Source organism: Azospirillum aestuarii (assembly GCF_016632405.1).
GTDB classification, from domain to species: Bacteria; Pseudomonadota; Alphaproteobacteria; order Azospirillales; family Azospirillaceae; genus Azospirillum; species Azospirillum aestuarii.
In genome coordinates this window covers 1-16,480 of sequence record NZ_JAEPIV010000029.1, presented here as the reverse complement: position 1 = coordinate 16,480, position 16,480 = coordinate 1, and the positions used below count along the sequence as shown (strand labels likewise).

General features: G+C 63.8%; 20 protein-coding genes. 3 read left to right on the top strand and 17 right to left on the bottom strand.

Annotation, left to right across the window (positions count from 1 at the left end):
• Window positions 1-57 precede the first annotated feature (57 nt).
• The 8 genes from JJL56_RS27970 to JJL56_RS27935 form a co-directional block, all read right to left on the bottom strand.
• Window positions 58-786: a copper resistance protein B gene (locus JJL56_RS27970; protein WP_200487085.1), complete on the bottom strand. Its 729-nt coding sequence runs from the start codon at window positions 784-786 to the stop codon at window positions 58-60.
• A gap of 53 nt (window positions 787-839) precedes the next feature.
• Window positions 840-2,690 carry a copper resistance system multicopper oxidase gene (locus tag JJL56_RS27965; RefSeq protein ID WP_200487084.1) on the bottom strand — a complete coding sequence of 617 codons (1,851 nt, stop codon included), beginning with the start codon at window positions 2,688-2,690 and terminating at the stop codon, window positions 840-842.
• An 11-nt stretch (window positions 2,691-2,701) separates the two neighbouring features.
• Window positions 2,702-3,277, bottom strand: a complete 576-nt coding sequence (locus JJL56_RS27960; RefSeq protein ID WP_200487083.1) for a cupredoxin domain-containing protein — start codon at window positions 3,275-3,277, stop codon at window positions 2,702-2,704.
• Between the two features lie 330 nt (window positions 3,278-3,607).
• Window positions 3,608-3,904, bottom strand: a complete 297-nt coding sequence (locus JJL56_RS27955; protein WP_200487082.1) for a hypothetical protein — start codon at window positions 3,902-3,904, stop codon at window positions 3,608-3,610.
• 275 nt (window positions 3,905-4,179) lie between these two features.
• Complete coding sequence (locus tag JJL56_RS27950; protein ID WP_200487081.1) at window positions 4,180-4,383, bottom strand: heavy metal transporter; 204 nt, start codon at window positions 4,381-4,383, stop codon at window positions 4,180-4,182.
• A 190-nt stretch (window positions 4,384-4,573) separates the two neighbouring features.
• The gene (locus tag JJL56_RS27945) at window positions 4,574-4,774 is read right to left on the bottom strand and encodes a heavy-metal-associated domain-containing protein (protein WP_200487080.1); all 201 of its coding nucleotides are present in this window, start codon (window positions 4,772-4,774) and stop codon (window positions 4,574-4,576) included.
• Between the two features lie 36 nt (window positions 4,775-4,810).
• Window positions 4,811-5,140 (bottom strand): hypothetical protein, encoded by a 330-nt coding sequence (locus JJL56_RS27940; RefSeq protein ID WP_200487079.1) that lies wholly within the window; start codon window positions 5,138-5,140, stop codon window positions 4,811-4,813.
• A 14-nt stretch (window positions 5,141-5,154) separates the two neighbouring features.
• On the bottom strand, window positions 5,155-5,970 hold the full coding sequence (locus JJL56_RS27935) for a S1 family peptidase (RefSeq protein WP_200487078.1): 816 nt from the start codon (window positions 5,968-5,970) through the stop codon (window positions 5,155-5,157).
• Between the two features lie 423 nt (window positions 5,971-6,393).
• Between JJL56_RS27935 and JJL56_RS27930 the strand changes: the two genes are divergently transcribed.
• From JJL56_RS27930 to JJL56_RS27920, 3 genes are read left to right on the top strand one after another with little or no spacing between them, the layout of a single operon-like run.
• A complete protein-coding gene (locus JJL56_RS27930; RefSeq protein ID WP_200487077.1) occupies window positions 6,394-6,582 on the top strand; it encodes a hypothetical protein in 189 nt (62 codons plus the stop codon).
• Between the two features lie 24 nt (window positions 6,583-6,606).
• A complete protein-coding gene (locus tag JJL56_RS27925) occupies window positions 6,607-6,774 on the top strand; it encodes a hypothetical protein (protein WP_200487076.1) in 168 nt (55 codons plus the stop codon).
• A gap of 46 nt (window positions 6,775-6,820) precedes the next feature.
• Window positions 6,821-7,144, top strand: coding sequence for a hypothetical protein (locus tag JJL56_RS27920; RefSeq protein ID WP_200487075.1), 324 nt, complete (start codon window positions 6,821-6,823; stop codon window positions 7,142-7,144).
• Window positions 7,145-7,889: 745 nt separating this feature from the next.
• Here JJL56_RS27920 and JJL56_RS27915 read toward each other — a convergent pair.
• The 9 genes from JJL56_RS27915 to JJL56_RS27875 all read right to left on the bottom strand — a co-directional run bounded on the left by JJL56_RS27915 (window position 7,890) and on the right by JJL56_RS27875 (window position 16,270).
• The gene (locus tag JJL56_RS27915; RefSeq protein WP_425599153.1) at window positions 7,890-10,301 is read right to left on the bottom strand and encodes a heavy metal translocating P-type ATPase; all 2,412 of its coding nucleotides are present in this window, start codon (window positions 10,299-10,301) and stop codon (window positions 7,890-7,892) included.
• Between the two features lie 88 nt (window positions 10,302-10,389).
• A complete protein-coding gene (locus JJL56_RS27910; RefSeq protein ID WP_200487074.1) occupies window positions 10,390-10,878 on the bottom strand; it encodes a c-type cytochrome in 489 nt (162 codons plus the stop codon).
• Window positions 10,865-11,386, bottom strand: coding sequence for a DUF411 domain-containing protein (locus JJL56_RS27905; RefSeq protein ID WP_247891298.1), 522 nt, complete (start codon window positions 11,384-11,386; stop codon window positions 10,865-10,867). The genes JJL56_RS27910 and JJL56_RS27905 overlap by 14 nt, the downstream gene beginning before the upstream one ends.
• A 336-nt stretch (window positions 11,387-11,722) precedes the next feature.
• On the bottom strand, window positions 11,723-12,400 hold the full coding sequence (locus JJL56_RS27900; protein WP_200487073.1) for a methyltransferase family protein: 678 nt from the start codon (window positions 12,398-12,400) through the stop codon (window positions 11,723-11,725).
• Window positions 12,397-12,666 carry a DUF2933 domain-containing protein gene (locus JJL56_RS27895; protein ID WP_200487072.1) on the bottom strand — a complete coding sequence of 90 codons (270 nt, stop codon included), beginning with the start codon at window positions 12,664-12,666 and terminating at the stop codon, window positions 12,397-12,399. The genes JJL56_RS27900 and JJL56_RS27895 overlap by 4 nt, the downstream gene beginning before the upstream one ends.
• A 10-nt stretch (window positions 12,667-12,676) precedes the next feature.
• Window positions 12,677-13,381: a Spy/CpxP family protein refolding chaperone gene (locus tag JJL56_RS27890; protein WP_200487071.1), complete on the bottom strand. Its 705-nt coding sequence runs from the start codon at window positions 13,379-13,381 to the stop codon at window positions 12,677-12,679.
• A gap of 156 nt (window positions 13,382-13,537) precedes the next feature.
• Window positions 13,538-13,888, bottom strand: coding sequence for a hypothetical protein (locus JJL56_RS27885; RefSeq protein WP_200487070.1), 351 nt, complete (start codon window positions 13,886-13,888; stop codon window positions 13,538-13,540).
• A gap of 334 nt (window positions 13,889-14,222) precedes the next feature.
• Complete coding sequence (locus JJL56_RS27880; RefSeq protein WP_200487069.1) at window positions 14,223-15,557, bottom strand: ATP-binding protein; 1,335 nt, start codon at window positions 15,555-15,557, stop codon at window positions 14,223-14,225.
• A complete protein-coding gene (locus tag JJL56_RS27875) occupies window positions 15,557-16,270 on the bottom strand; it encodes a response regulator (protein ID WP_200487068.1) in 714 nt (237 codons plus the stop codon). The genes JJL56_RS27880 and JJL56_RS27875 overlap by 1 nt, the downstream gene beginning before the upstream one ends.
• Window positions 16,271-16,480 lie beyond the last annotated feature (210 nt).

Below are 16,480 nucleotides of genomic sequence, written 5' to 3'. Positions count from 1 at the left end.
AATGGCCTGTCCCCTTTTGGGGTGAGCCGGTCGCTCGGCGCGACCGGCCCGGTCAAACTAGAACCAGAATCGAACACCGGCTACGAAGGCCAAGTCGCTTGGGTCCTCGCCATGACCACGAGCAATGTTGGCGGTTTCGCCCAGCTTACGCTCCCAGGTTACACCAACATAGGGTGCGAACTCCTTGGCGAACTCGTAGCGCAGCCGCAAGCCGAGTTCGACATTGTTGATGCCTTGGCCGACATGGATTTCCGAGACCCGCTGAGCCGAGGCATTCACCTCAGCCACCGGTTGGAGGATGAGCTTCTGCGTGATGAGCAGATCGTACTCTGCTTCCAGGCGGGCGCTGAGGTCACCGTCCTCACTGACGAACAGCTGGGCGGTCACGTCGAAAAAGTACGGTGCCACCCCCTGAAACCCGAGTACGCCATAGGTCGTCTGCGGCTCGGGTCGCACGTCGTGCCGCACGCCGATCTGTGCATCCCAGAACTCCGAAACCATGCGGCTGTAGAGAAGCTGGAACTCGGCTTTTTCCAGCTTCCCGTCGACCACTTTGCTGCCCTTGGAATTGAACCAGAGCTTGTTGGTGTCACCGCCAATCCAGCCCTGTGCCTCCCAATCTACCGAGTTCTCACCGTCCCGCCAGCGGTGCTCCAGACGGTCGACCAGGAAGGTCCCGATGATCGACGGCTCCTCATGAAACCGTTCGGACTGGTGGTCGGGCCGAGGCTCTTCGGCGGCCCTTGCGACCGCCGTCGAAAGCGCCAGGGCGATGGTTCCGGCCACGAGCACAGCCCTTCCCAGGCTCGTCATTGTCGTTCGCATGTCTTGCTTCCCGCTCAGAGGCTCGCGGTCCTCGGCTCGACGATGAACCGCGTCATCATGCCGGAGGCCATGTGGTAGAGGAGGTGGCAGTGGAACGGCCATTCGCCGGGCTCGTCCGCCGTCAGCTGGACTGAGCTGCTCTGACCAGGAGGCACGAGGACGACGTGCTTTTTTGGCATTCTGTCCGTTTGCCCGTTCTCAAGCTCCACGAACATGCCATGCAGATGCATGGGATGAGCCATCATGGTCGTGTTGACGAACTTGATGCGGACGCGGTCTCCGTAGGCCACCCGAATCGGGGCGCCCTCATCAAACTTCTTGCCATTCAGGGTCCAGATGTATCGGGACATCATACCATTCAGCTGGACCTCGATCTCGTGCGAGGGATCGCGGAAATCCTTCCTCTTCGTGAGCGACTTCAAATCGGTGTAGGACAGCGCCTTCGCGCCGGGCGGCGTGCCCGCGTCGGCCCATCCAGTCGCCTGGTCCGTGCTCCCCATCGCACCATGGTCCATGCCCTTCATCGCCCCATGGTCCATGCCGGGCATGCTGCTGTGATCCATGCCCTTCATCGTTCCATGGTCCATGCCGGGCATGCTGCTGTGGTCCATGCCCTTCATCGTTCCATGGTCCATGCCGGGCATGCTGCTGTGGTCCATGCCCTTCATCGTTCCATGGTCCATGCCGGGCATGCTGCTGTGATCCATGCCCTTCATCGCCCCACGGTCCATGCCAGCCATCGAGCCATGGTCCATGCCGCCATGCGACATCCCCATGTCGGCCATCGTCAAGACGGCACGCGGGCGCCGCTCCGGGATCTCGCCCTCCACGCCCTGGCTGGTCGCAATCGTGGCCCGGGCGAAGCCCGTGCGGTCGATCGGCTCGGCGAAGAAGGTAAAGGGCTTGTCCTCTGTGGGCATGACGATGACGTCATAGGTCTCGCCGACGCCGAAGCGGAACTCGTCGACCTTCACCGGCACCACGTTCTGCCCATCAGCGGCCACGACCGTCATCGGGAGACCGGGAATACGGACGTCGAAGATTGTCATCGCGGAGCCGTTGATGATCCGCAACCGCACGCGCTCGCCTGGCTTGTGGAGCGCCGTCCAATTGTCCCGTGGCCCCTTACCGTTGACGAGGAACCGGTAGCCGGTCACGTCGGCGAGATCGGTCGCGTCCATCCGCATCTCGCCCCATTCGAGCCGGTCGCGCATGGTAGCTCCAAAGCCATCGCGGCTGGCGTCCCGAAAGAGGTCCACTAGGGTTCGCTTATTGTTGTTGTAGTACCCTTCGCTGACCTTGAGCTTGCGCAGCACCGCCTCCGGTGCTTCGGGAGTGTGGTCGGAGAGCAGGACGACGTAGTCGCGATCGGCCCGCACCGGGTCGCGATCAGCGGGCTCGATCACGATGGCGCCGTACATGCCCTCCTGCTCCTGCGAGGCGGAATGGCTGTGGTACCAGTAGGTCCCTGCCTGCCGGAGCTTGAAGCGGTAGGTGTAGGTCTGTCCCGGCATGATCGGCTGGTAGCCGTTGAAGCCCGGCGCCCCGTCCATGACGCCCTGAAGCAGCAGGCCGTGCCAGTGGATCGAGGTAGGCTCGTTCAGCCGGTTGGTCACATGAATGACCACCTCCTCCCCTTCGCGCCATCGGAGCGTTGGTGCCGGAATCGAACCGCCGATGGCAATGGCGTTGCTGGTCTCCCCGTCGATGGTGATGCGGGTTCGCTCGACCGCCAATTCGAGGGGCGGGCCGGAGGCCGCGAAGACATGGCGCCCAGGATAGGCCGTGACGATGCCCGCCAAGCCCGCCGCTCCGGCGAGCTTCAGGGCATCCCGGCGGGAGAGGCCGCGAGGTGCAATGTGCATGTGGTCCTCCCTCAGCGCTGCATGTCGACCTTGCCGACCATCCCGGACTCGTAGTGGCCGGGTATGTTGCAAGCGAACTCAAGGACGGCGTTCTTCGTGAACTTCCAGGTGAGATCCTTGGTCTTGCCGGGCTCGACGAGGACGCTGTTCGGGTCGTCATGCTTCATGGATGTCCCTTCCATGCTCGGCATCTTGGAATGGTCCATGTTGGCCATCTCCTTGTTTATACCGGTCGGGGTGAGCATCCCGTGCTCCATCATCATCGCCATCTCCTTCTGGTGGGCGGCGTGCATAGCGGCGGTGCCGATGTTGAACTCGTGCAGGAATTCGCCCTTGTTCGTGACGATGAAGCGGACCGTTTCGCCCGCCTTCACCTGGACGGTGTTCGGCTCGTAGTAGTTGTCGCCCATTGTGATCTGGACGGTCCGCGTTTTGGCGGTCGCCTTGGCAGGCTCGCCAATGGCGGCGGTGTCATGCTTGTGTCCGGCCCCGCCGGGGGCGGCGAAAGTCGCAGCCGGAGCAGCGAGGAGGCTGGCACCGATCATCAGCGCGGCGGCGGTGCACAGGGTCCGGTTGTTCAGGCGCATTTTGGGTGTCCTTCATCTGGTGACGATTCCACTGCGGAGTCGCCACAAGGGGTTCGCCTTCCGGTGCCGGTGTCGGTTGGTCGACCAGCACTGGAAGCGCCGAAATTGGTAGCGATGGAATGGCAGTCAGCGAGCAAACCGACGACGGCTGGGCACGAGAATAAAGCCGGCGAGCCCAGGCGAGCATCCCAGGTGGCAGGTGCCACTGAGGCTTGCGAGGCAATCGTTCCCGTTCAGAAACCGTGATCTGGTTCGACGCTGGGGTGGGCTCGTTCCGCCGATAGGACGAGCGCAGTAAGCCTCACTCCGCGTTGCTTACGCAGTGTGGCCTTAGGCAGCCGGTCTGGGCGGACGGCGCAAGGGAGAAACGGTCCGGTCGCGAAGCGTATCGTCGCCGAATAGAAGGCCGGCGGTTGTCCACTCGATGGGAATCATCTGCAGTTGGGTTGGCGCCAAGGCGGACATGCCGCAGGCCATCGCGCAGCACCCGTCGTGGGTGAGTTTGGAATGGTCCGTGCCGTGATCCTGATGTTCGCGGTGTTCAGCCTGCTGGTCACAGTCGACCGTAGCTTCGGCGCCCATCGCCATCGCTTGGTGTGGCATAGCGGCGACCGCGACGTTGGGCATGGCGAAGGCTCCCCAGCCGACGAGGAGGACGCCGAACAACACTGCCGTCAAGAGACGAGTGAGACGCATGCCTGCCGTTGAACCCATGTCCGCGGACCGTGCCCGTGTTGTTTCAACATAGCTGCGCTGACACTGAGAGCGCAAGTGCCTGACGAAAACGCAGAGGTTCAGCTGAGGATGCCATAAGAATGGCACCCCAATGCTCGTCGTGGCCACCCAAGAGTTGGAGACCTTGGATGCGCGACGGTGCTCGGGACGTTTCGGTTGCGGCAGTTTTACGCCGTCTCGCGAAGGTCGTGCTTGTTGGTGTCCTTGGCCGCCCGACGGACGGTGATTGCATCGACACCGCCGTCACCGCGCACGCCGCCGGCTGTCACGTTTACAAGAGCGCGTTCGTCCCTTGACACCGTCTCGACAGCCTTGGTGACAGCTCGAGCGCCGTAACCACAGGTTATCACATCGATCTTGAGTTCCGACATCCCTGCCTCCCTGATTAGCGCTGGATTCATCGTGATGCTTCCAGCCACTGGAAGGTAAAGATTTTTCTTCGATGGCTGTTCAGAGTACGTTCGTGGCGGGGAAGAATGATGATGTTACGCTCACGCCGCACCCATCTCGGTGCTCGTGCCGAGTGGTTGGTGCGGCGCGTCCGATGGACAGCGGATGCGATCAGGTGGCCGTGTGGGCGCCAAACCCAGCGTCCTCAATCGCGCGCCGCACTGCGGTTTCCTCGGCGTTGCCTTCAACTGTCACCTCGCCGGATTGCAGGTCGACCAACGCCCGTTCAACGGCGGGAACCCGCTCGACGGCGCGGGAAACAGACTTGGCGCACCCGGCACAGGTCATACCGGTGACCTTCAGCTTCAGCATGTTCTCTTCCTCAATAAGAGCTGGACAATGCAGTGCCTAAGCGCTCAGCCCGTACCATGACGAACCCGTGCCGACAGCCTTCCCTAACACGCTTGCGACCGGATCCTTGCCCAGCTGGATGAGATGGAAGCGATGGTGTCCGCAACCCTGTCCTTCCTTCGCGACGACAGCGGTCGCGAGGAGGCGAAGGTTCTGCACTTTGGCGCGCTGCTGGAAACCATCTGCAAAGATCTGGCCGACGCGGGGTGGCCGGTAACCTACGACGATCCGACCGACGTGACGCTGCGTGGCCGCCCGTTTGCTCTCAAGCGCGCCTTCACAAACCTGATCGACAACGCGGTGATGTTCGGGGGCAAGATCACCCAATTCCTACACCACGTTCAGGGACGTGACCCTTGCCACCACAGCGCCGGCTCCGATCGGTGGGCTGTCAGGACTCCATCAATCCACGTTCGGAAGGGCGCTACGGCGGTCAGCCCAACGCGGTGGAAACACAAACGGTCGCCGTAATTCAACAGACTGCGGCTGACAATGGCAAGAATCCCGGTGACATCCGACGACACGCTTAGGAACAAGGGGCCTCCGGAGTCTCCCTCACACACACTTCCATGCACCGTTTCAACGAGAAACTCAGATGTTCCCCACGCCCATACCGGCTCGTCCAGAGAAAGGACGCGAAGGTGCCCTGCGCCGAGCGTCCGGGACCAACTTTTATTGCCATACCCAGCGAGGGTTCCCCTGGCCGTGTGCCGCAGCGTGGTGTGTCTGGCGCGATCGACGGCATCCACGTCCAACAGAACGACGGGAGCGTATGTCGGGGGTACCGGGCGGTCCAGGAGCGCAAGGGCAACATCGCCGCGATCAATCTGCGTGTTCTTGCGCTCGTGCCAAACGGGTGCCGCAACGACATGAGCGGCGATGGCCGCGCCTTCTTCCATGCGATTTTTGGTGTCGGTCTGAAAAATGACGGTGACGGCCTCGTCCGCAGTGGCGCAATGAGCCGCGGTCATGACGGCGGTTCGTGTGACCACCACGCCCGTGCACAGCGTGTCCATTGCAGCATTGTAAACCGCAACGACGCTGTTCGCGACGGGGGACCCTTTCGGCGCGGGACGTCCACCCTCAATGGCCACCGCCGGTCCGAACACGACGATGAGGGCGCCAAGAACGGTCGAAACGATGAGCGTGAGCCTCATGCGAGGGCACCCTCGAGCACGGGTGGGTTCGTTCGCGACGGTTGGTACAACCAGGATTCTACGCCTGAACATGGCGATCCGCACGCGATCTGAAGGATGAGACTCCGGAAGCCAACGCACCGTGTCGCGGGTTGTGCCGCTCCATTTCTCGGCAAACCTGGAGGTGGCTGCGGCCGAAGCCCGCCGATGGGGTGGCAAGGCGTGTTTGTTACGAAACGTTACAAATGATCGTCGGTTGGCAACGCGCACCGCACGGCGCCTGTTTAGGGGCGTTGTGGGTGCGACCCCGTGTGCGCCTTGTGGCGCTCCCATCCACCCTGGTTAAAAACGGAGGAGAGCGTGCCGGAAGAAGCGACGTCGACATGCGCCGATGGGACCGTTGCGAACGGGGATCTCGCTGCGCAATAACTGGCGAAAGACGGGTTGAGGTTCGATTTCGGCTTGGGGGACGACGATCGCGGGGGTGGTGAGACGTCGGACCACATTTTCGGGCGCACCGGCAACGATCGCTACATTGGCTACGGCGACGACGACGAGCTGAACGGCGACGCCGGTGACGACCGCTTGGACGGCGGCGTGGGCATGAATCGCCTCGACGGGGGCACTGGCTAGGACACCCTGCTCGGCGGTGGGGCAATGGACGAGCTCATGGGCGGCGGCGACGACTATCTCGACGAGGGAGCAGGTCACGGCATGCTCGACGGCGGCATGGGCAACGACGCTTTGGTCGAGGACTCGGGCGCGGACGCCTTCCTTGTGGGGCCTGACAGCGGCGGCAACGTCGTACGCGATTTCGAGGCGTGAGGATCCGCCTTGGCAACCGGGGCACGACCCAACCATGGAGAGGCACATGCTTAAACTCGTTCGCACCGTGGTCGTGGTGACCGCGCTCGTGGCTCCCGTGGCCGTTCTGTCCACGGCGAGTGCCCAAACCTCGCAGAATCGCCAATCCGGCGGCACGCAGGGCCACAACATGTCCACCATGGACATGAACCAGATGATGGAGCACTGCCGGCAGATCCAGGGCATGGACCGTGCGCGGATGAACGCGGATACGAAGAAGATGGCGGCGCAGTGCGATCAGATGATGAAGGCGCACGGTGGGCAGTTCGGAACCTCCGGCGCGCAATCCGGCACGCAAGGCGGCACCACGTCGAAACAGCCGCCGCAGTGAGGACGGACCCCGCCCCACCTTCGGGGGGCTCGAAGCTGAGGGCCTTTCGGCCGGTCGCAAGAGCTCGGGCGGTGGCGCGATCGTTGTCACGGCCGCGCGGCCCCGCCCGGTCGGCCTCTACGTGGCGATCGCCCCCTTACCCCAGTTAAGGAGCGCCTTGAGCGTTGTGGTACCTGGGCCGGACGCTGGGGCGTTGGCAGTCCACCCAATGATTGAAGGCGTTTGGTAAGCTTCCCCCGCGAGAATGGGGGAGTGCCAAAGAGCGTGGAAAGAACTTTCGCTCGATCCGGCGCGGCATTCAGCAGGTGGCAGCTGGCATCGAAGCCGCCACGTTCGGAAACACCTACCACGGCTCATCGCTGGAGGCGGTCGTCCATTCCATCGCCGAGCAGCATCTGATCCTGTGCCGGTGCCGATCACAGACGGCTGGGGGGCTTTTCCTTCCGCGTGACCTTGAAAGGCAGGTCGAACAGCATGACCAGCAGCGCTGTGAACAGAGAAGGGGAGCAACAACCGCCACGAGCGGCCGACTGCGGACACAGGCGCCTGACGGAGTGCAGACAGGAAGAGACGCGGCGACCAACAGACAACATTGAGCAACCTCCTGGTCAGGGCAGCCCCGGCGGCAACCGGAACTGCGTTTAGATCTCTCCGTTTTCGGATCTTAAAGCTTCGACGGCTCACCAGGGCCTCCCCTTAAGAAGCCCTGGAGCGAGGTCGCCGCATGACGGACGAACACACCGGATCACAGCTTCAGTCCGCGCAGCCGAAGAGCGTTTCCGATCACCGACACGGAACTCAAGGCCATTGCCGCGGCGGCGATGATCGGGTTCAGCGTCCAGCCGAACAGCGGATAGAAGACGCCCGCCGCAACAGGTACACCGAGCGCGTTGTAGACAAACGCCAGAAACAGGTTCTGCCGGATGTTGCCCATAGTTGCCCGGCTCAGGGTTCGCGCCCGCGCGATGCCTGCCAAGTCGCCCTTTACGAGCGTCACCCCGGCACTCTGAATGGCCACTTCCGTCCCGGTGCCCATGGCCACGCCCACATCAGCTTCGGCAAGCGCCGGGGCGTCATTGACACCGTCGCCCGCCATCGCCACCACGCGTCCTTCGGACTTCAGCTTGCGGACGACCTGATGCTTCTGGTCCGGAAGGACCTCAGCCTCGATCTCGTCGATGCCCAACTGGCGTGCGACGGCCTCCGCCGTGGTCCGGTTGTCGCCGGTCAGCATCACGATGCGAACACCATCGGCCCGCAAGGTTTCCAGTGCCTGCGGCGTGCTCACCTTGATCGGGTCCGCCACCGCGATGATACCGCCAGGATGCCCGTCAATGGCGGCGTAGAGCGCCGTGGCACCTTCTCGCCGGAGTGCATCGGCGTCCCCCTCCAGGTCGCCAAGGGCGATGCCCTGATCCCGCATCATGGCGGCATTGCCCAAGGAAACCAAGTGACTGCCGACACCACCATGAACGCCCTTGCCGGTCACGGACCGGAAATCAGCGACCTCATGCACGGGCAGGCCTCGTTCCCTGGCCGCCGCCACGATCGCAGCGGCCAGCGGGTGCTCGCTTGAGCGTTCCAGACTTGCCGCCAACGATAGCAGAGTCACCTCGTCGACTCCCGGCGCTGGAACCAACGCGGTCACCCGCGGCTTGCCCTCGGTCAGCGTGCCGGTCTTGTCGACGACCAGTGTGTCCACCTTCTCGAACCGCTCCAGCGAGGCGGCATCCTTGATGAGCACGCCCGCGGTCGCCCCCTTACCCACGCCCACCATGATGGACATCGGCGTTGCCAGACCAAGCGCGCAGGGACAAGCGATGATGAGAACCGAGACGGCGGCGATCAGCGCGTAGGCGAAGGCGGGCTCCGGTCCCCAGATCATCCAGCCGGCGAAGGCCAGGATCGCCACGGCGATGACGGCCGGAACGAAGGTGCCGGACACCACATCGGCCATCCGCTGGATCGGTGCCCGCGAGCGCTGCGCCTCGGCCACCATGGTAACGATCCGCGACAGCATGGTGTCCGAGCCGACCTTGTCAGCCCGCATGATCAATCCGCCTGTCTGGTTCACCGTGCCGCCGATGAGCTTCGTGCCGGGTTCCTTCTCCACCGGCATGCTTTCGCCGGTGACCATCGACTCGTCGACGCTGCTACGCCCCTCCATCACCTCGCCGTCGACCGGCACGCCATCGCCGGGCCGGACGCGCAGCCGGTCTCCGACCTGGACCTGGTCGAGTTGAACCTCCTCATCTTCGCCGTTCTCCCGAATCCGGCGTGCAGTCTTCGGTGCCAAGTTCAGCAGGGCGCGGATAGCGCCGCCGGTCTGCTCCCGAGCACGCAATTCGAGCACTTGTCCCAGCAGCACCAGCACCGTGATGACGGCTGCCGCTTCGTAGTAAACTGCGACCACACCATCCATACCGCGGAAGCTTGACGGGAAGAGATTGGGCAGGAAGGTCGCAACCAAGCTGAACAGATAGGCGACGCCGACACCCAGCGCGATCAAGCTGAACATGTTCAAGCGTCGTCCCATAAACGACTGCCAGCCACGCTTCAGCAGCGGCCAGCCTGCCCACAACACCACGGGGCTCGCCAGGAGGAATTGAATCCAGACCGAGACCCGAGGCGGCACCATGTCATGCATGCCCAACGCCGGGATATGGCTGCCCATCTCCAGCACCAACAGCGGCACGCTCAACACCAAGCCGATCCAGAACCGCCGCGTCATATCGACGAGTTCGGGATGAGGCTCCTCCTCAAGGCTGGCGCCGACCGGCTCCAGCGCCATGCCGCAGATCGGGCAGTTGCCGGGTCCCTCCTGGCGGATTTCTGGATGCATCGGACAGGTGTAAATCACGCCCGTCTGCGGCGATGCCTGCGCTGCCTTCTCGGGCGCTGCGGGCATGGCTTCCGGCTTCAGGTACTGCTCGGGGGCCGCGACGAACTTTTCCCGGCAGCGCGCCGAGCAGAAGTGGAAGGTTTCGCCACGATATTCGACATGGTGCACGGTGCGTTCGGGAGCGACCATCATGCCGCAAACAGGGTCCTTCACCTTCGCAGAGCCATCAGGCCCCGCTTGGTGATAGCTGTGGTCATGGTGCGCGTCTTTCATATCCAGCACTCCCTTGGCGGCCTTCAACGTTGCGACCGCCACTCGACGGTGTCTCGTACGGCCTCCCTTGAAGGCTCCTCTCTCCAGTTATTGGAAGGTCAAGCCCTATAATGGTTGCCCGATCCCCATCTCATTTCTGAGCACGGTCATTCGTCTCGGCTTGCCGGCGGCGCGTGTCTTCCGGCCACGAGCTCTTGATGAAGGCCAGGACAGCCCAGATGTCGGCGTCGCTCAGGATGCCGGCAAAGGCCGGCATGTCGCTCTCGTAGCCCGGAGGTGCAAACACAGCGATGCCCTGCTTGGTGATTTTGAAGAGGTCGGCGTCCGGATGGTGCCACGTGTGGCCGGAGGCGTCGTGTGGCGGCGCCGGCAATCGGCCGTCCCGCTTGCGGCTCCGCCAGTCCGGCTGTCCCTCCAGCCGATCTCCGTGACACGACGCGCACTGTTCAGCGTAGACCACACTCCCTTGCTCGACCTGCGCCGTGTTCCGCGGATCGGCACCAGCCGCCGATGCGCCAGGCTGCCAAAAGTAGGCTCCGACCGTCCCGGCAATCAGCGCGGCTCCACCCGCCACCGCCCAGCGGAACCGGGCGGCCTTCCCATGGTCAATGATGTGCATAGACCATCGAGCCTCCGGAGGCGCCGAACGCGATCACCTCATAGGGCTGTCCCGGCATGTCCATGCCAGGTGCCGACTGCGGCATCCCCGGAGCGGCAAGACCCGTGACTCGGGGACGTTCTCTCAGAAGCCGCCGAAGGTCGCTGGCTGGCACGTGCCCCTCGGCGACGTAACCGTCCACCACCGCGGTGTGGCAGGACACGAGGCTGTCCGGAACGCCCTTTACGGTCTTGACCGTGTCCAAGGTGTCGACGGTATGGACCTTCATGCTGAAGCCGGCCAACCTCATGTGCTTCACCCAGCCTTCGCAACAGTCGCAGGCGCGCGTCTTCCAGACCTCAACCTCTTGGGCTAAAGCTGGCGCGCTGCCTAGGAAGGGTGGCGCCACCAACAGCCCGCCGCCGAGCAGCATGCTGATGAACACGGCGCTGAGGAGGGTTCGCTTGCATACCAAACGGGCTTTCCCTCGTACCTTCGGTGCCCGTGTCTGCTTGGAAATAGACGTCATCGCGTTTTCCTTATCTGCATCTGCCAGATGGCAGGGAACAACACAACAAGGCGCCGTCCCGGTGTCCTCGATCTCAGATGCCCGTTGCGAAAGCGGGTCGCGCGCCTTTGTGGGCGGTGCGCCCCTTTCATGAGGCGGGAGTGTTCAACTGAGCATGGTCAGGGTCGGACGCTGGTCGATCGGTGGCTTCCCGGCCGGCGTTCCCGTAAGGGCGCTCGGAGCCACTGTGCCGGACAAAGAGGGCTCCGCTCGGGCCTACTTCGGTGCCGGTCTCTCGACCCAGACGTCCATTCCAACAGCAGGAGCTCCGCACGCGTCCTACGCTTGGGCGCGGACTCAGGCACCGGAGGGCCCTCCAACAGGGGGGCGGCCTGGCCCATGTCTTGAAAAATGCGGAAACCAACCCGGCGTGGCCGCCGCGTAACGCTCGTACTCGGCGCCGAACACCCGCAGCGCTTCCTGCTCCTCGGACCGGGCCAGGCGGACGTACATCAGGACCAGCAGCGGGAACATCGCGAGCGTCAGGATGGTTGGCCACTGGAGCAGAAAGCCGAACAGGATGCCGACAAAGGCGATGTATTGCGGGTGCCGTACATAGGCGTACACGCCCGTCGTGGCGAGCCGGTCTTGTTTCTGCGCCGCGTGAAGCACTTTCCAGGCCGCCGAGAGCAGGACGAAGCCCGCGAGGATCAGGACGTTGCTGAGGATGTGCAGCACGTTGAAGTGTGGGTTGCCCTCCAGGCCGAAGACGGTCGACCAGAGGTGCCCGGCGTCGTGGGACAGGATGTCGAGGCCCGGGTAGCGGGTCTGGAGCCAGCCGGAGAGCAGGTAGATGGTCAGCGGAAAGCCGTACATCTCGGTGAACAGAGCCACGATGAAGGCGCTGAACGCCCCGAAGGACCGCCAGTCCCGCGGTGACTGCGGCTTGCCGAAGCTGAAGGCGAAGACGATGAAGATGGCCGAGTTGAGGGCGACCAGCACCCACAGCCCGTAGGCCGAGGCTTCGTGCGTCATGGCGAGCCTCCCTGGTTTGATCGGTCGTTGCCGCTCCCGCCGTGGCCGCCATGCCCGTGGCCGCCGTGCATGAACAGGTGCATCAGCGGGCACAGGAGCAGAACGAGAAGCGGAAGCGCGTCGAGCACATGGTTGACGTGGAAGAGCGACAGGTACACAGCCCCCAGGGCGGCGGCGCCGAGCCCGGCCAGTCCGGTCCAGGTCCGGTACCAGGGCGTGCGCGCCTGCGGCTCCGGCGTGTGGTGGGTGTGTTCGTGGTTCGTCATGGCCGCCTCCTCACATCATGCCCATGGGGCCGGTGAGCAACCGGTCGGCGAGCGTCTTCTGGTCGTCGGTCAGGACGGCGTAGAGGGGCTTGGCGACCGCCTCAAGCGCCCTCACGGCGTCAAGGCGCATGCCCAGCATCGTCTGCTGCGCCGCCAGGCGGTCGGGCCACGAGGACGGCATGCCGCCCTTGGTCATCTGCTCGTGCACCGCCTGATGGGCCTTGGCGTTCGAGCGCAGGGTGTCGGCGAAGGCGCTCCACGGTCCCGCCTGGGCCTCGGTGATCTTGAGTTCCGCCTTCAGGAAGGCGATGCGGCCTTCGACGTGCTCGAAGGGCAATCCCATGGCGCCATGCTGGCCCATCATCATCTGGCGCATCATCGGCATCATGCCCGGCCCCATCATGCCCGGCCCCATCATGCCAGATTGCCCGTCCTGCTGACCCATCATGCCGCCCATCATCGAGCGCATCTGGTCCATGTTCACCATCATGCCGGGCTGGCCACCCTGCGCCTGGGCGCCGGGCTGAAGGATGATGCCGCTGCCCATGCCCTGTCCGATCATCGGCGCGTTGCCCGGCGTGCCGGGCGTTGCGGCCGTAGCACCGTCGGGATGATGGGCGTTGTGGTCCTGATCGGTGGTGGTCTGGGCCTGCGCGACCGACATCATGGCGGCGAGTGCGAAGGCTGGGAGCAACGTGCGGGTGAGAGACGACATGGCGTCCTCCATCGGATCATCTGGTTCATGCCATCCCGGACGGACTCCATGAGGGAGCGCCGGGGACGCGAAAGCCAAGCGCACGACTCCGGAGTCGGCGTCCTTCGCCGAGCCGAGACTCAGGTTGGGCGCGGACGGACTCGTGGCGTTAGATGATCAGAGCGGGGGGCGGAAAGCCGGGCCGATGCCGATGCCATCCGGCGTGGCCAAGGCAGGCAGACGCTGGGACGTGTTCAGGCGCGGGATGAACGCCTCGACCACCACCGCGGGGAGGCCGCCGTGCATGGTAACGCACTGAGCGACGCTGCAGCAGGCCCCTTCGTCGAGCAGGCCAAGGTCCCCACACGGAGCTTCCTTGCGCTCGTGGTCCGGGACGGACGCGATGGCGTCGCCATGGGCGTCGACATGAACGTGCTCGTGAGAGGCCTGGGATGCATGGTGGGGCCTCTGGTTGGCGTGGCTTGGCGCGGCATAGACGAGCAGGGTGGCCAGCATCAACAGGCTCACCACCACCCTCCTCACCAACGACCGCGTTGCACGCCACATGGCAACCGCCTTCGTCCTTTGCGGAATGTCAGAACGGGAAGCCTTCTCCGCTCCGTCCTTCGTCGATAACCCTAAGCCGACCATGCGGCTTATTCAACAACAGGGTACTGCATGACGAGAGGAGATAGTATGGGTCCGAAGGAGGATGGGGCGGAATGTCACGCTTGGACCGGACCTGACGACGCACGGCGCGCCGGCCTGTTTCGGACCTTCGGCTAAGAAAGTTGATTCCTTCAGGCTCAAATCCGCCGGGAGAAGGACCCAGCCAACGATCGGTTGCCCTTGGGGAGGCATCTCAACCGGAGACGCGCGGGAGTGAAACCGTCAGGCGAAGGCCTCCTTCCGGCCGGTCGGAGAGCACGATGTTCCCGCCGTGAGCGCGAATGGTTGTACGGGCGGTGGTCAATCCGAGCCCGAAGCCTCCGGTCTCGCGGTTCCGGGACCGCTCCATCCGATAGAAGGGCTGAAACACCTTCTCGCGCTCCGCCTCGGGAATTCCCGGTCCTTCATCGAAAATATCCACAACGATGCGTTCCGCATCGGTGAAAAGAACAAGTTGTGCTCGTTGGCCATATTTGATGGCGTTATCGACCAAGTTCCGAAAGGCGCGGCGCAGTGCCATAGGCTGGGCATACAAGAGTGCGTGTGGATCGCCCGAGAACTCCACGTCGCGTCCCGCATCGGTCAACGTGTCGCACATCGTGGCTAAGGTGGCCGCCAAATCGATCATCATGCTTTCTTCCTGCACGCCCTCGTCGCGCAGAAACACCAGTGTGGCGTTGATCATCTCTTCCATCTCGGCGATGTCCGCCAGCATCTTGTCATGCTGCTCTTCGTCCTCAACGAATTCGGCACGCAGGCGCAGCACCGTAAGCGGGGTGCGCAGATCGTGGGACAGAGCCGCGAACATCTGTGTGCGGTCGGACAAGAGCCGCTTGATGCGTGCCTGCATCTCATTGAAGGCGTGCGCGGCTTGCCGCACCTCGGTCGGACCTTGCTCCGGCAGCGGCGGAGCGGTCACGTCGACGCCGAGCCGCTCGGCCGCACGGACCATAGTCCGCAACGGGGCCGTTGCGGACCGGATCAGCAGAATAGACAGAGCAAAGACCGCCAGTGCCATCAGCCCTGTCGAAATGAGGAGGTTGGTCGGCGTGTGCATCGCTGGATCGCCGAGCGAGGAACGCAGATTGAGCCACTCGCCACCCGGCAGCGGAGCCGAGATCAGCACCATGTTGCCGGTCGTTTCCGGATGGTCGGGATCGTCGGCCAAGGCAAGCCGCAGCGATTGCCCCTGCAGGTCGGGGGCAACCTCCAACAACCGGGCCCGTATTGCGATGAGTTGTGGATGCTCCGGCTCCCGCTCCTCGACCACGGCGGAGCGCCCCCATCGTACATCGAGCGCTCGCCGCGATAAGAGAGCGGCTGCCCGCTCGCGCTCGCTTTCCGGCGCCTGGAGGATCGCCGAGCGCGCGGCGACGAAGCGTTCCACCGTCTCCTGTTCGACGGACCGATCCGATTGCGCCAGCAAATCGATCCCGTAAGCCCCCATGCTGACGAGATGGGACAACGTCAGACCGGCCACCATCACCGCGATGGTGCGGGCTGCCATGCTGTCGGGAAACAGACGCATCAGACCCGCTCCACGGCAACCGTGAAGACATAGCCGACCCCCCGCACCGTCTTGATCATGCTCTGGTCCGGGTCGCTCTCGATCTTGCGGCGCAGCCGGCTGACTTGGACATCGATGGCGCGATCGAACGCCGATGCAGCCCGGCTGCGCGTGATGTCCAACAGCCGGTCGCGAGAGAGCGTCTGGTTGGGATTTTCTACGAAAGCGACCAGCAGGTCATACTCGCCGCCGGTCAGGTCGACCAGCGCACCTTCGGGCGAACGAAGTTCGCGACGGATGAGGTCGATCGTCCATCCGGCAAAACGCATGATGCGACCACCGCTGTTCGGCCGGTCGGAGTGCTCGGCAGCGGCTCCGGTCCGGCGAAGCACGGCCTTGATGCGGGCCAGCAGTTCGCGCGGGCTGAAGGGCTTCGTCAGATAGTCGTCCGCACCCATCTCAAGTCCGACGACGCGGTCGGTTTCCTCGCCCATCGCCGTCAGCATGATGACCGGGATCGCGGAGTCCGCGCGCAGATCCCGGCAGAGCCTCAGCCCATCATCACCCGGAAGCATAAGGTCGAGCACGATCAGATCAACCGGTCCGTTTCGCAGGCATTCCCGCATCTCGTAGCCATCGCGGGCGGTGGAGACCTTCAGATCGTGCTTGCGCAAAAAGCGACTTAGCAGATCACGAATCTCCGGATTGTCATCAACGACGAGGATGTGAAGCATGATGAAACGAGCTGTGTGGGAGAGGTTTCCGCAAGAGCGGTGGGGTTGCCACGATGATGGCGTCGACCGAGGGGCGCGTAAACCCTGATTTGTTGCTGTCTTTCGCGCCGCGTACGGGATGCCGCCGATGACCGCATGCCCTGCCCGGCGCTCTGCAACACTTCGTTACACTTCCTGCCCATCTTCGAAACACGGCGGGGCGTAGAACGG

What these genes read in the sequence shown, in the direction of transcription:
- JJL56_RS27965 (WP_200487084.1), bottom strand. Translation starts at nt 2,690, where the DNA reads ATGCACATTGCACCTCGCGGCCTCTCCCGCCGGGATGCCCTGAAGCTC.
- JJL56_RS27960 (WP_200487083.1), bottom strand. Translation starts at nt 3,277, where the DNA reads ATGCGCCTGAACAACCGGACCCTGTGCACCGCCGCCGCGCTGATGATC.
- JJL56_RS27955 (WP_200487082.1), bottom strand. Translation starts at nt 3,904, where the DNA reads ATGCCCAACGTCGCGGTCGCCGCTATGCCACACCAAGCGATGGCGATG.
- JJL56_RS27950 (WP_200487081.1), bottom strand. Translation starts at nt 4,383, where the DNA reads ATGTCGGAACTCAAGATCGATGTGATAACCTGTGGTTACGGCGCTCGA.
- JJL56_RS27945 (WP_200487080.1), bottom strand. Translation starts at nt 4,774, where the DNA reads ATGCTGAAGCTGAAGGTCACCGGTATGACCTGTGCCGGGTGCGCCAAG.
- JJL56_RS27935 (WP_200487078.1), bottom strand. Translation starts at nt 5,970, where the DNA reads ATGAGGCTCACGCTCATCGTTTCGACCGTTCTTGGCGCCCTCATCGTC.
- JJL56_RS27925 (WP_200487076.1), top strand. Translation starts at nt 6,607, where the DNA reads ATGGACGAGCTCATGGGCGGCGGCGACGACTATCTCGACGAGGGAGCA.
- JJL56_RS27920 (WP_200487075.1), top strand. Translation starts at nt 6,821, where the DNA reads ATGCTTAAACTCGTTCGCACCGTGGTCGTGGTGACCGCGCTCGTGGCT.
- JJL56_RS27910 (WP_200487074.1), bottom strand. Translation starts at nt 10,878, where the DNA reads ATGCACATCATTGACCATGGGAAGGCCGCCCGGTTCCGCTGGGCGGTG.
- JJL56_RS27905 (WP_247891298.1), bottom strand. Translation starts at nt 11,386, where the DNA reads ATGACGTCTATTTCCAAGCAGACACGGGCACCGAAGGTACGAGGGAAA.
- JJL56_RS27900 (WP_200487073.1), bottom strand. Translation starts at nt 12,400, where the DNA reads ATGACGCACGAAGCCTCGGCCTACGGGCTGTGGGTGCTGGTCGCCCTC.
- JJL56_RS27895 (WP_200487072.1), bottom strand. Translation starts at nt 12,666, where the DNA reads ATGACGAACCACGAACACACCCACCACACGCCGGAGCCGCAGGCGCGC.
- JJL56_RS27890 (WP_200487071.1), bottom strand. Translation starts at nt 13,381, where the DNA reads ATGTCGTCTCTCACCCGCACGTTGCTCCCAGCCTTCGCACTCGCCGCC.
- JJL56_RS27880 (WP_200487069.1), bottom strand. Translation starts at nt 15,557, where the DNA reads ATGCGTCTGTTTCCCGACAGCATGGCAGCCCGCACCATCGCGGTGATG.
- JJL56_RS27875 (WP_200487068.1), bottom strand. Translation starts at nt 16,270, where the DNA reads ATGCTTCACATCCTCGTCGTTGATGACAATCCGGAGATTCGTGATCTG.